Below are 13,434 nucleotides of genomic sequence, written 5' to 3'. Positions count from 1 at the left end.
GGGTGAACCGGATGCGAAAAAAAACGCGCCGGGTGAGCGGCGCGTTGCGGATTCTAGCAAAATTAATGCGATCTCTGTAGGAGCCAGGCTTGCCTGCGATAGCGATCTTGAGTACGCCATCGCGGGCAAGCCTTGCTCCTACCTGCCGCCCGCACAGGTCGGTGAGGCCGGGGCCGCGTCGATCTGTGCCCATTCCTCAGGCGTGTAGGTATGCAGCGCCAACGCGTGAAACTCACCCATCAGCTCGCCGAGCGTGCCGTAGACTTTTTGATGACGCTTGACCCGATTCAGCCCTTCGAACTGCTGGCTGACCACCACGGCCTTGAAGTGGGTCTGCAACCCACGGCTGTGCATGTGGCTCTCATCCAGCACTTGCAGATGCTGTGGCTGTAACAGGCCCAGCGTCGATTCAATGCGTTGTTGCATGGTCATACCGAACTCCGCTTAAGGCTTTTTCTTGGCTGGAGCGGCGGCGCCTTTAGGCTCCAGCTCGGCGGTCATGTCAGCCAGCAGCTTGTTGACCACAGGCACCGCGCTTTCCAGCTTGGCTTGAGTCATCTGGGCCGATTGCTGAGTCAGCTGTGGCATTTTTTCCAGGACTTTCTTGCCCAGTGGCGACTGGTAGAACGCAACCAGGTCTTTAAGCTCGGATTCGCTGAAGTTGGTGGTGTAGAGCTTGACCATGTCCGGCTTCAGCTTGTTCCAGCCAATGGCTTGGTCCAGCGCGGCGTTGGCTTTGGCCTGATATGTTTCCAGCACAGCTTTTTTCGATTCAGGGGCTTTGGTCTGTGCAAAGCGCTGAGCGAACATTTGCTGCACTTGCATGTACACCGGAGTGCCCAATTTGTCAGCGTGCGCCAGGGTCAGGAAAGCTTCGGCACTGGCGTTGTGGCTGGCGGTATCGGCAAAAACTGGGCCGCTGGCGCAGACCAGTGCAACCGCGGTACAGATGGCACGAAGACGAGTCATCGAGTTTCCTTTTCTAGCAGGCGAGGTAAAACCCCAAGGGCGTCCATTCTGCGCCTAAAAAAGTGTGTCGCTCAACCCCAAGCCTTATCGGGCTTGAATTAGAGGGGTCGAAGCGGCAAAAACCGGTCAGATGGAACCACAGCCGCCGATCACAGCCTAAACTGCGCTATCAGACCTACAGGAGTGTGCATGATGAGCCGTATCGAAACCGACAGCCTTGGCCAGGTGGAAGTCCCGGATGAAGCTTACTGGGGCGCTCAGACGCAACGCTCGCTGATTAACTTCGCCATCGGCAGCGAAAAAATGCCGCTGGCGGTGCTGCATGCCCTGGCGCTTATCAAAAAAGCCGCGGCTCGGGTCAATGACCGTAACGGCGACGTGCCCGCCGACGTCGCCCGTCTGATCGAACAGGCCGCCGACGAAGTGCTCGATGGCGACCACGACGACCAGTTCCCGCTAGTGGTCTGGCAGACCGGCAGCGGCACCCAAAGCAACATGAACGTCAACGAAGTGATCGCCGGTCGCGCCAACGAACTGGCAGGCAACCTGCGCGGCGGCAAGTCACCAGTGCACCCCAACGATCACGTCAACCGCTCACAAAGCTCCAACGACTGCTTCCCCACCGCCATGCACATCGCGGCGGCCCAAGCGGTGCAGCAAGATTTACTGCCGGCCATCAGTGAATTGTCGGGCGGGCTGGCCGAGCTGGCGGCGCGACACATGAAACTGGTCAAGACCGGTCGAACACACATGATGGACGCCACGCCGATAACCTTCGGCCAGGAAATCTCGGCGTTTATTGCGCAACTGGATTACGCCGAACGGGCGATCCGCAGCGCGCTGCCTTCCGTGTGTGAACTGGCCCAGGGCGGCACGGCTGTCGGCACGGGCCTGAATTCACCTCACGGTTTTGGCGAAGCGATTGCTGCCGAACTGGCCGCCCTCTCCGGTCTGCCCTTCGTCACCGCGCCGAACAAATTCGCCGCGCTGGCCGGTCATGAACCGTTGACGACCCTGTCGGGTGCGCTGAAGACCCTGGCGGTGACTCTGATGAAAATCGCCAACGACCTGCGCCTGCTGGGCTCCGGTCCCCGGGCCGGTTTCGCCGAGGTGAAATTGCCAGCCAACGAACCGGGCAGCTCGATCATGCCGGGCAAGGTCAATCCGACACAGTGCGAGGCGCTGTCGATGCTGGCGTGTCAGGTCTTGGGCAATGACGTCGCCATCGGGTTCGCGGCGAGCCAGGGGCATCTGCAATTGAACGTGTTCAAACCGGTGATCATCCACAACCTGCTGCAATCGATCCGGCTGCTGGGGGATGGCTGCAGCAACTTCCAACAGCATTGCATCGCCGGACTTGAGCCGGACGCCGAGAAAATGGCTGAACATCTGGAGCAGGGGTTGATGCTGGTGACCGCGCTGAATCCGCACATCGGCTATGACAAATCGGCGGAGATTGCCAAGAAGGCTTATGCCGAGGGCCTGACGTTGCGGGAGGCGGCGTTGCAGTTGGGGTATCTGACGGATGAAGAGTTTGATGCCTGGGTACGGCCGGAGAATATGCTGGAGGCCGGGGCCAAGGGCTGAAATTAGCTGCGTCCATTAGTCAGTCTTCGCGAGCAAGCCCGCTCCCACATTCGACCGTATTCCCCTGCGAAGACGCGGTTAAATGTGGGAGCGGGCTTGCCCGCGATGAACGATAACGCGGTTTAACCTGCTGCCATCCGAACGCGACGCGCCTTGAGCCCCGCAATCAACGAAGGCCCCAACGCCACCAACGCCGACCCCAACACCACCAGCACCGCCCCGCCATAACCCAAACCGTTGATCGTTTCGCCATGTACGAAGTCAGGCCACAACCACGCGGCCACGGCGACGGCGACAAAGGTCACCAACGGCGTGATTGCCAGCGTCGCACTCACCCGCGACGCTTCCCAATGGGCCAGCGCTTCGGCAAACGCGCCATAGGCGATCAGCGTATTCATGCAGCACGCCAGCAGCAGCCAGCCTTGCAGCGGGCTCAATTGCAACGCCTCAAGTGGATGCACCCACGGTGTCAGCAACAGCGCGCAGAACAGGTAGATCACCATCATGACCTGCAGCGAATTCCACACCGTCAGCAATTGCTTCTGCCCCAAGGCGTAGAAGGTCCAGACCGTGGACGCCAACAACACCAACAGCACGCCGGTGGTGTAATCGGTCAACGAAGTGAGCAGCTCGGCCAGACGCTGATTGAAAAACAGTGCGAAACCGATCAGCAGCACCAACAGGCCAATCCCCTGCCCCACGCTGAAACGTTCCTTGAACACAAACAGACTGGCGATCAGCAACATGATCGGGCCCATCTGCACCACCAATTGCGCGGTGCCAGCGCTAAGCAGGTTCAGGCCCATCAAGTACAACACGTAGTTGCCGACCAGACCAAGCACCGCCATCAACACCAGCCAGCCACCCCGCGGGCCAAGGGCTTTACGAGTCGGCAAACGCTTGGTCGCCGCCAGATAAACAAACAGGCACCCACCGGACACGATCAGGCGAAACCAGGTGACAGTCACCGGGTCCATCACCAGCAACACTTGCTTGAGTTTGATCGGCAGGATTCCCCACAACAGCGCAGTCAACAAGGCCAGAAACAGACCGTAGACCCAGCGACCGGATGAAATGTGCATACGAACCCCAACAGCCAGATGGCGAGAATCGTCATTCTAGGCGCAGAGGCGTCTGGCACACAGGGACAGTTGGCGACCAGGCGCGAATGAAACTGTGCAGGTCGCAGCATCGTTTGATCGTCCGCAGACGGCGGAGCGGGAGATTCGGGCGTATATCGAGCGAATGCTGGTTTGAGTGCCCGCCATTAGACCGAGGCGCTGCCTTCGCGGGCAAGCCCGCTCCCACATTGGAATGCGATCAACTGTGGGAGTGAGCCTGCTCGCGATAGCGGTTGATCAGGCGACACAAATTTCTGGATTTAACGCACCGCTTCAAACAACCCCGTCGCGCCCATCCCGCCACCCACGCACATGGTGACGATGCCGTAACGCAATTTGCGCCGCTGCAATTCCCGCACGAGATGCCCGACCTGACGGGACCCCGTCATGCCGAACGGGTGGCCAATGGAAATCGACCCGCCATTGACGTTGTACTTCTCGTTATCGATCTCCAGCCGATTGCGGCTGTACAGGCACTGCGAGGCAAACGCTTCGTTGAGTTCCCAAAGATCAATGTCGGCGATCTGCAACCCCTTGGCCTTGAGCAACTTGGGAACCGAGAACACCGGACCGATGCCCATCTCATCCGGCTCGCACCCGGCGACCGTGAAACCACGGAAGAACGCTTTGGGCTTCAAGCCCAGTTCCAGCGCTTTTTCCAGGCTCATCACCAGCGTCATCGATGCACCGTCGGACAGTTGCGAAGAGTTGCCCGCCGTGACCGAACCGTCTTCGGCAAACACCGGTTTCAAGCCCGCCAGACTTTCCAGCGTGGTATCCGGGCGGTTGCAGTCGTCGCGATCGACGATGCCATCGATGATTTGAATTTCACCGGTGTTTTTGTCTTCAACCCGGTACTTCACCGCCATCGGCACGATTTCATCATCAAACAAACCGGCGGCTTGAGCCTGAGCGGTGCGCTGCTGACTTTGCAGGGCATACAGGTCTTGCTCTTGGCGACTGACGTTGTACCGACGCGCGACGATTTCGGCGGTCTGGCCCATCGGAAAGTAGATGCCCGGTACCTGCTCCTTCAGCAACGGGTTGATCAGGTTATCGGTATTGACGCTTTTCATGGTCAGGCTGATGGACTCGACGCCACCGGCAACGATGATGTCGCTGCAACCCGAAGCAATCTGGTTGGCGGCGATGGCGATCGCCTGCAAGCCCGAGGAGCAAAAGCGGTTAAGGGTCATGCCAGCGGCGCCGATGCCCAAACGCGACAACACGGCGACGTTGCGACCGATGTTGTAGCCCTGCGCGCCTTCGTTGGAGCCTGCACCGACGATGCAGTCTTCGACGCTGGCCGGGTCGATGCCATTACGTGCCAACAATGAGTCGACACAATGCGCCGCCATGTCATCTGGCCGGGTCTGGTTGAACTTGCCGCGAAAGGATTTGGCCAGGCCAGTCCGCACGCTGTCGACGATCACCACTTCACGCATGGCATACCTCATTGTTGTTATCGGTTGAGAGTGAACCGAGCATAAGTCCAGCTTCTAACTGAGCGCGACAATCATTCACCCCGCGTATGCGTAACCATCGACTCAGTTCTTGTGCTTCCTGGCCTTCTTGTCGGACTTTTCGAACGCCGCTTCCAGTGCCCGATTAATCGTGCGCAAGACTTTGACCCGCGCCCAGCGCTTGTCATTGGCTTCCACCAGGGTCCAGGGCGAGATTTCGGTGCTGGTGCGATCGACCATGTCTCCGACCGCGGCACGATAAGCGTCCCATTTATCGCGATTGCGCCAATCGTCTTCGGTGATCTTGAAACGCTTGAAGGGAATGTCTTCCCGGGCCTGGAAACGCTCCAGTTGGGTCTGCTTGTCGATGGCCAACCAGAACTTGACAACGATGATGCCAGAATCGGAAATCTGCTCTTCGAAGTCGTTGATCTCGCTGTAAGCCCGCAGCCAGTCCGCCGGCGGACAGAACTCTTCGATGCGCTCCACCAGCACCCGCCCGTACCAGGACCGATCAAATACCGTGAACTTGCCCTTGGCCGGCAGGTGGCGCCAGAACCGCCACAGATACGGCTGCGCCCGCTCCTCTTCGGTGGGCGCGGCAATCGGCACGATGCTGTACTGACGCGGATCGAGCGCCGCCGCAACCCGCCGGATCGCCCCGCCCTTGCCCGCCGCATCATTGCCTTCGAACACCGCCACCAACGCGTGCTGACGCATGCGTTTATCGCGCATCAGGCCGGAGAACCGCGCCTGTTCGGTAATCAATTGTTCTTCGTAATCGTCCTTGTCCAGCTGCAGGGTCAAGTCGAGGCTGTCGAGCAGGTTGATCTGATCGATATGGATCGGCAGCGGCGCGGCGTTGACCTTGTCGGGATGCACCTTGGGTCGCTTGAGCGCATTTTGCAGGCCTTCGAGCAGGATCTTGCCCACCGCCAGGCTGCGATAGTGAGGGTCCGCCCCTTCAATCACATGCCACGGCGCGTAGTCGCGACTGGTGCGGCGCAATACGCGCTCGCCGTACTTCACGAATTTGTCGTAGGTCCGGGATTGCTGCCAGTCCAGCGGACTGATGCGCCAGCTGTGCAGCGGATCGTCGGCCAGGGCCTTGAGGCGTGCCTTCATTTGTTTTTTGGAGAGGTGGAACCAGAACTTGAAGATAAGCGCGCCTTCGTCGCAGAGCATTTTTTCAAAGCGCTCGGACTGGTTGATCGCCTGATCCAGCACGGCATCCTTGAACAGGCCATGGACCCGGCCTTGCAGCATCTGGCTGTACCAGTTGCCGAAGAAAATCCCCATGCGACCCTTGGCCGGCAACATCCGCCAGTAACGCCAGGCCGGTGGCCGCGCCAACTCTTCGTCGGTCTGTTGGTCGAAAGTGCGGACTTCGATCAGCCGCGGGTCCATCCATTCGTTGAGCAGCTTGACCGTCTCGCCCTTGCCGGCGCCTTCTATGCCGTTGATCAGGATGATCACCGGAAAACGTTGTTGCTGCTGAAGTTCGAATTGCGCTTCCAGCAAGGCTTCGCGTAGCGCCGGCACCTCGGCGTCATAGGTTTCTTTGTCGATGGCGTGACCGATTTCAGCGGATTCGAACATTGGACGGCTCCCTTTCCAGATTGAGCAAGACTAGCGGATTGGGCCGATAGCAAGCAGAGAAATTCCCTGCGATGTGGGCTTTTGTGGCGAGGGGGCTAGAATGGCGACCTTGCCGCTGCCGAGCCTGCCATGAAACCTGTATTGCCTCACGCCCAACTCGACTGGGACGACCAGGGTCTCCCGTATTCGCGAGTGTTCGACGACGTATATTTTTCGGACAAGTCCGGTCTTGAAGAAACCCGTTACGTGTTCCTCGAACAAAACAATTTGCGTGAGCGTTTTGCGGCGTTAGCGGACGGTGGCCGATTGGTCATTGGCGAGACCGGCTTCGGCACCGGGCTGAATTTTTTGTGTGCCTGGCAATTGTTTGAGCAACACGCAGTGACGGGGGCGCGGCTGCACTTTGTCAGCGTCGAAAAGTACCCGTTGAACGCACCCGACTTGCAACGGGCGCTGGCGTTATGGCCACAACTCAAACCCTTCGCCGATCAATTGCTCGCGCAATACGTGGCGATCCACCAAGGCTTCCAGCGACTGATCCTGGACAGCGGCCGCGTCACCCTGACGCTTATGATTGGCGATGCACTGGAGCAGTTGCCGCAACTGGACGCGCAAATTGACGCCTGGTTTCTCGACGGTTTCGCCCCTGCGAAAAACCCCGACATGTGGACCGCCGAACTGTTTGCCGAACTGGCACGGCTGGCAGCGCCAGGCTCGACCATCAGCACGTTCACCAGCACGGGTTGGGTGCGTCGCCTGTTGAATGCGGCGGGCTTCAAGATGAAGCGCACACCGGGCATCGGCCACAAGTGGGAAATCCTGCGGGGCGTGTTCCTCGGTTGGCCCGAAGACAGCGCCGCCCCCGTTACCGCAAAGCCTTGGTTTGCTCGCCCGTCGCCGCTGGACGGCGAGCGTCGTGCACTGGTGATTGGTGCCGGTCTGGCCGGTTGCGCCACATCCGCCAGCCTTGCGGCGCGGGGTTGGCAAGTGAGTCTGCTGGAGCGTCACGACGCGCTAGCCCAGGAAGCTTCAGGCAATCCCCAAGGCGTTTTGTACCTCAAGCTTTCGGCCCATGGCACGGCTTTGTCTCAGTTGATCGTCAGTGGTTTTGGCCACACCCGGCGCGTGCTTGAGCATTTGCAGCGCGGTGTCGACTGGGACGATTGCGGCGTACTGCAATTGGCCTTCAATACCAAGGAAGCGGAACGTCAGGCGCAGTTGGCGGCAGCGTTTCCCGAAGACCTGCTGCACCTGCTTGATCGCGAAAAAGCCGAAAGTCGCGCCGGTATCGCGCTGCAGTCAGGAGGCCTGTTTTACCCCGAAGGCGGCTGGGTGCATCCACCCGCCCTGTGCCACTGGCAAGCGGCGCATCCGAACATCCGAATTCTTACCCATCGTGATGTGCTGGAACTACGCCGCGTCGATGGACAATGGCAAGCGTGGGATGGCAAATCATTGCTGGCTGACGCTCCCGTGGTGGTGCTCGCCGGCGCTGCCGAGATCAAGCGTTTCCCATACAGCAGCGAACTGCCGCTCAAACGAATTCGCGGGCAGATCACCCGCCTGCATCAGACATCTGAAAGCCAAAGCCTGAGCACCGTAGTGTGCGCCGAAGGTTATGTCGCACCAGCTCGTTTGGGTGAGCACACCCTCGGCGCGAGTTTCGATTTCAATAACGATGACCTGACACCGACAGCTGCCGAGCATGCCGGCAATCTGCAAATGCTCGAAGAAATCTCGATGGACCTGGTCGCGCGACTCGGTGCAGACACCTTGCAACCTCAAGCACTTGAAGGGCGCGCAGCGTTTCGCTGCACCAGCCCGGATTACTTGCCGATTGTCGGCCCCCTGGCCGATAGCCAGGCGTTCGCCGACGCCTACAGCGCCCTGAGCAAGGATGCCCGACAAACTCCGGACATCCCTTGCCCATGGCTGGACGGCTTGTACGTCAACAGCGGCCACGGTTCACGGGGACTGATTACCGCGCCGTTATCGGGCGAGTTGCTGGCAGCGTGGCTGGATAACGAACCGTTGCCATTGCCCAGGGCCATCGCCGAAGCCTGTCATCCAAACCGCTTTGCCTTGCGGCGTTTGATCCGGGGTAAGTGAAACTGCTCAACTGTCCGCCAGAGAGCAAATGCCCAGCTCCACCATTTTCATGACGTCCTCGGTCAAACGCTCGAAAACAGCGTTCTCCGCCGTTTCTTTTTCGGTCTTGATCACCGAGACCTGACTGAGATAATCGGCCGTCGTCAGACTCTCAGCCTTCTCGAACACTGCTTGCAACTTTGCCGGATACGTCTCGCGGACCGAAGCAAATTGTCGAGGGTACTGGCGACTCAAGTAATCGGTCCAGAACGGCTGGCAAATCAGATATTGCTTCAACTGTGGTGACAGTTCTGCGCTTTTGATCTTGCCTTCAGCGGTGTCGAGATCCGCCTGCTTCACACCGCTCAACGAGGCATAACGCATGTGCGTGGGCTGCCCCGGCAGATCGAGGGTCTCGGCCAACCCGGTTCGATAGGCGAGACTGACTTCCAGTGGATCTGCTTTCGGGTCTTTCTTGATGTGGTTTTGAGCGGCCTTCTCCAGTTCCTCTAATCGAAACAGACCGCGACCCAGCTTCAACAAACTGGCCGCGGTAGTACGCACGTTTCCGATGGGATTGATCGCCTTGTCCACTTCCATCGCCACTTCAAGGTGGCTGAAATTCAGCGCCGCCGAATCCGTGCAATTGATCGGGTTGGCCGCCAGTTGAAACACCTGCTCGCGCAGCGAGGTATTGGCCTGGGCGGCGTCGAGTACGCTCCAGACTCGTCGGGTCATGTCCTCGCGCACATATTCGGCATCAGCGGTGTCTCCCAACTCGGCCAGTAATCGAAACAGGCCATCGGATGCCGGGGCGTCCTTGAATGCCGTCCATGTAGCAGTCCGCGCGGGCGACACCCACTCCTCCGGTAACCAGAGGTTCCGTGCCTGTTGCTCGTTCAAACGGGCAATGTCGTCTTCCAGGTATCCCATGCCGACACCGACCCGTTCGCGAAATTGCTCGAGCAGGGTCTGACTGTTTTCCGAAAGAGGGTTATGCCGCAAGTTGAGAGTTTCGCTGAACCGCCGGGTGCTCCCAAACAACCAGTCCGGTAGCTCCGTGATCTCATTGTCGCGCAGATCAACCCGGTCCAGATTGGGTAGGCGTGCCAGGTTTTTCGGCATTTCAGTCGCGCGAGTGTCCCGCAATGACAGATAACGCAAATCAAACAACCGGCCGACATCCAGCGTTGCACTGAGCCGGCGGTTAGCGTTCAGGTTGAGGGTTTCAAGGGTTCGCAGGCCGTTCAACTTCTTTAAGGTCTGTTCGGTCAATTGCAGATCGTTGTTCGCCAGGCTGAGGTGTTTAAGCGCGGGCATCTGCGAAAGAATTTCCGGCAGCCATGTCAGTTTGTTGGCATCCAGCTCCAGGGACTCAAGGTTTTTGAACGCCTTGAGGAAGTACGCCACGTTGTTATCCAGTTCCATATCCTTGAGCGACAGGTATTGCACGTGATCAAAGTTGACCTCGGTTGGCAAGATCGGGAGCTTGCCAACGCGCATCTTGTCCAGGCTCAACGCAGGTACCGAAATTCCCTTTTCATTGCGCGTGAAAAACAGACGGCGCCAGCTGTTTTCAATGGTGTCGGACACTTGTAATCGACTCTGGCGCCGCTCACTCAGGTTCTCGGTTGGCGACAGCGAACCGGTCTCATCCAAGCGCCAGGTCTGGAGCGCACTTCGCAGCTTTTTCAGTGCCTGTTGTCGATTTCTGACCTCGCTCGCTCGCGCCAGGTGGTCACTGCCCAACCCGTCAAGGAACGTCCGGGCCTGCGTTTCGGTAAACAGCGGGTAGAGTTTTCTGACCTTGCGAACCAGCGCTCGAGGGTGACTCGAGCCGGGCACCGGTTCATCGGCTTGCAGGCAGTCGCCAGACGAAACTGGATCTTCAAAACCCGCACCTGAAAACAATCGCTCGGCGATGGTTCTATCCTCAACACCCTTGCCCAGCAAATCGCCACGCAGTTGCCACGCATCACTGTCCTCGATACCGGCGATACCCAGGGCAGTGCGTTTCTCTTGGGGAAGCGCGCGCAAGATCGCACTGTAGAGGCTGTTTACCCCCGAAGCGGCGCCAAGCGACTTCCCGTCGCTGCCGAACACTTCGTGTCCGCTGGCAGTGCTGATGATGATTCGTTTGAGCGCAGCGTTTTCGTTACCCACGCTGGCCGACAATGCGCCGGTGGTAGAACCTTCACGCAGCTCAATCCGCACCTCATTGCTCCAGCCACGCAGGCGGGAAAGCAACGGTATGGCCAGCTTCCGCGTGTCGACCTCGGCAGTTTCGGGTAGCGAAAACCCGGCGAGCGCCCGGTCCAGACGGATATCGGCCAACACTTGCCGAACGTTTTGCGCCAATCCCATGGGAATCCGTCCCGTTGCTCGCAGGCGCAGGCGTTCGGCACTGGTAGAGGCTGCGATCAATTCCTGCGCCAGACCCGCGGGAAGTTCGGGGAAAACACTGCGTACCTTTTGCACTTCGCTGACGGTGTTCTGGTCATAACGCTGGTACAAGTATTTGAAGACAGACTTACGATCAGCCGTTACCACCGCTCCGATTTTCTTCGCGAGCAATCCGCTCTCTGTACCTTTGACGACGTTCTTGCCCAGCAATGCATCGACCTCACTCTGATACAGCCCGGCCACCACCGTATCCAGCAACTCGCCCCTGGCCAGCTGCGCCTCGGTCACTTCGATACTCAACTCTTCGTCCGGGACCAACGTCGTTGGCGGGTACATCGCGGAGATCTTGCGCTCGTCGTCGAGAACTTCGATGTAACGGTCTGCGGGCCAACCCGGCAGGGACGGCAAGGTATGCAGCTGTTCATGGGCATACTCGGCACGGCGTGTATCGCCTGTCTCCATGTCCGCAATAAAATCGGTCACCCGCTGCTCGATGCGAAAACGCGCGGCGCTATCCTTGAACCGCGCAGGTAATCCCCTGTTTTCTTCAGCCAGATGATGCAACCGAGCGACAGGGGTGTCGGTGATTTTCCGTACATGTTCCAGCTGGTCCTCATTGAGTTCGGCCAGCCGTGGATCGATACGCTTCAAGGCATACAGACCGCTGCTCCACGCTTCGGGTTGCTCATGAGCGAAGCGCCAGCCGCCCTCACCGTTGTGCTCGACAAACGGTGAAAAAGCGCCGCCGCGGGCGGGATGCGTGACTCGCCATGCGGCTTGCGCCTGATCAAAGGAAATCTCATAGGTCGCGTCGTCAATCTTGATGAAACGCCGGCCATTGACGTGATAGATGCCCTCGGCGTCGGCGATCACAGCCGCCAGCGGTGTTCGCCGATACGGCGCCCCCTCCGACAACCAGAGCCTGGGGTTACCCGCCGCATTGTTGATGGCGGTGAACCGACTGAAAAAATCCGGATGTTGCTCGACAGTCCTCTTGACCAGTGAACCGATCGCTTTGGTGCCGGCCGCAAATGCCACCATCATGGCAATGTTTTCTGCAACATTGAGCAGGTGGGCCATTGCCCCGGCCTTGTCATCATGGCGCCAGTCTTCAATACCGTCGTAGACCTCGCCCAACAGTTGTCCAACCGCAACGCCCATCATCAATTGCCCCAGCACGGGAACAAAAAAACCGGCAATGTTGGCGATCAGCAGGCCTGCTTCTTCGTATTCTTCCAGACGTTTCTGACGCGCATCGGCGTCAACATCCGCCGTCGGCACAGCCAGGAGCAATGCATCCCTCTGCAGCTTCGTGACATGGCTCTGGTAAAGGAAATTGAACAGCGTCACCAGAATGGGAGGCGCCTGCAGGTTCATTTCCTCCTTTTGTGTAACAGAGGTGTAGAAACCGGTTTTGTTGCTTTCATCGATGTAGCTGGCGAAAAAATCCGCGTAGGCGCGATCCTTCAGCTGTTGGGTCAAATAATGCTCGAACAGCGCGAAGGTGCTGTATTCGTACAACGGTCGGTTCGGCTCGTTCGGCATGTACACGACACACCCGTCGACCGGATGATCTTTTAGCGCGCGTTTTGAGAAGATGATCACTCCCCAGACACAGGTCCCGAACAACTCCAGCCCTTGCGTATGAACCGGCAAACCCTCGTGGAGAATGGCCTTCACGCCCGCAGCGTTGCCCGCGCCGCTGTTCAACTCCAGGCTTTGCAACATCTGAAATGCCGAATCGCCAATGTCGCCTTTCAATAGCGCCGTATGGGCATCAACCTTGAGGGCATTCTTTTTGAGTCGGCGAATGTCCAGCCCCGCCGCGGCAGGCTTGAAGGTGGTCTCGAAATGAGTTTGGTAGCGCTTCCCCAAATCCAGATCGCGACACAGGTTGGCAAACGCCATGGGCGTCAGCCGGGGTAACCCCTCCGGCGTTGAAACCAGACGCACAATCCCGCCGGGAGGGAAGCCATCCTGAGCCGTTTCTTCCTCGGTGAAGTTATGCATTGCAGCCTGTAACAGGCTGCGTTTGGCGATCACTTTCTGTTTCGCTACATCATTGGTCGCGGTGGAACCGGGGCAACCGCAGTCGAATCCCGGCAGCTCGACGCCGTCATTTTCAACGTCGAACGCAACAGCGAATTGCTTCGTCAGCGCTTCCGTCAATTCAGTGCGACAGAACTCATACAGCGGCTTGAGCG

8 protein-coding genes and 1 pseudogene are annotated in these 13,434 nt (G+C 58.8%); 2 read left to right on the top strand and 7 right to left on the bottom strand.

Annotation, left to right across the window (positions count from 1 at the left end):
- Positions 1-138: 138 nt before the first annotated feature.
- A complete protein-coding gene (locus ACA048_RS08280) occupies positions 139-432 on the bottom strand; it encodes a BolA family protein (protein ID WP_095133039.1) in 294 nt (97 codons plus the stop codon).
- A 12-nt stretch (positions 433-444) separates the two neighbouring features.
- Positions 445-969 carry a DUF2059 domain-containing protein gene (locus tag ACA048_RS08275; RefSeq protein WP_489336197.1) on the bottom strand — a complete coding sequence of 175 codons (525 nt, stop codon included), beginning with the start codon at positions 967-969 and terminating at the stop codon, positions 445-447.
- A 192-nt stretch (positions 970-1,161) separates the two neighbouring features.
- Here ACA048_RS08275 and ACA048_RS08270 point away from each other — a divergent pair, with 192 nt between their 5' ends.
- Positions 1,162-2,556 (top strand): class II fumarate hydratase, encoded by a 1,395-nt coding sequence (locus ACA048_RS08270; RefSeq protein ID WP_497628705.1) that lies wholly within the window; start codon positions 1,162-1,164, stop codon positions 2,554-2,556.
- 122 nt (positions 2,557-2,678) lie between these two features.
- On the opposite strand, the gene ACA048_RS08265 is transcribed toward ACA048_RS08270, so the two are convergent.
- From ACA048_RS08265 to pap, 3 genes are all read right to left on the bottom strand, one after another.
- A complete protein-coding gene (locus ACA048_RS08265) occupies positions 2,679-3,638 on the bottom strand; it encodes a DMT family transporter (protein WP_497628704.1) in 960 nt (319 codons plus the stop codon).
- A gap of 299 nt (positions 3,639-3,937) precedes the next feature.
- On the bottom strand, positions 3,938-5,122 hold the full coding sequence (locus tag ACA048_RS08260) for a thiolase family protein (RefSeq protein ID WP_497628703.1): 1,185 nt from the start codon (positions 5,120-5,122) through the stop codon (positions 3,938-3,940).
- 102 nt (positions 5,123-5,224) lie between these two features.
- On the bottom strand, positions 5,225-6,739 hold the full coding sequence (gene pap / locus ACA048_RS08255) for a polyphosphate:AMP phosphotransferase (protein ID WP_497628702.1): 1,515 nt from the start codon (positions 6,737-6,739) through the stop codon (positions 5,225-5,227).
- A 129-nt stretch (positions 6,740-6,868) separates the two neighbouring features.
- On the opposite strand from pap, the gene mnmC reads away from it, so the two are divergent.
- Complete coding sequence (gene mnmC / locus ACA048_RS08250; RefSeq protein ID WP_497628701.1) at positions 6,869-8,848, top strand: bifunctional tRNA (5-methylaminomethyl-2-thiouridine)(34)-methyltransferase MnmC2/FAD-dependent 5-carboxymethylaminomethyl-2-thiouridine(34) oxidoreductase MnmC1; 1,980 nt, start codon at positions 6,869-6,871, stop codon at positions 8,846-8,848.
- Positions 8,849-8,854: 6 nt separating this feature from the next.
- On the opposite strand, the gene ACA048_RS08245 is transcribed toward mnmC, so the two are convergent.
- Together ACA048_RS08245 and ACA048_RS08240 are read right to left on the bottom strand one after the other, a co-directional pair.
- Entirely contained in the window at positions 8,855-9,760 is a 906-nt protein-coding gene (locus ACA048_RS08245) for an NEL-type E3 ubiquitin ligase domain-containing protein (protein ID WP_497629823.1), read from the bottom strand.
- A 2,904-nt stretch (positions 9,761-12,664) separates the two neighbouring features.
- A pseudogene (locus ACA048_RS08240) lies at positions 12,665-13,426 on the bottom strand (dermonecrotic toxin domain-containing protein); the annotation flags it as partial.
- Between the last annotated feature and the right edge of the window lie 8 nt (positions 13,427-13,434).

Source organism: Pseudomonas sp. LBUM1659, assembly GCF_059716045.1.
Note: the sequence above shows the minus strand (reverse complement) of the source record. Positions and strands in the feature narration are given on the sequence as shown.

Coding starts and splice junctions, on each gene's coding strand:
- ACA048_RS08260 (WP_497628703.1), bottom strand. CDS start 5,122: ATGCGTGAAGTGGTGATCGTCGACAGCGTGCGGACTGGCCTGGCCAAA.
- ACA048_RS08270 (WP_497628705.1), top strand. CDS start 1,162: ATGAGCCGTATCGAAACCGACAGCCTTGGCCAGGTGGAAGTCCCGGAT.
- mnmC (WP_497628701.1), top strand. CDS start 6,869: ATGAAACCTGTATTGCCTCACGCCCAACTCGACTGGGACGACCAGGGT.
- ACA048_RS08245 (WP_497629823.1), bottom strand. CDS start 9,760: ATGGGATACCTGGAAGACGACATTGCCCGTTTGAACGAGCAACAGGCA.
- pap (WP_497628702.1), bottom strand. CDS start 6,739: ATGTTCGAATCCGCTGAAATCGGTCACGCCATCGACAAAGAAACCTAT.
- ACA048_RS08265 (WP_497628704.1), bottom strand. CDS start 3,638: ATGCACATTTCATCCGGTCGCTGGGTCTACGGTCTGTTTCTGGCCTTG.
- ACA048_RS08275 (WP_489336197.1), bottom strand. CDS start 969: ATGACTCGTCTTCGTGCCATCTGTACCGCGGTTGCACTGGTCTGCGCC.
- ACA048_RS08280 (WP_095133039.1), bottom strand. CDS start 432: ATGACCATGCAACAACGCATTGAATCGACGCTGGGCCTGTTACAGCCA.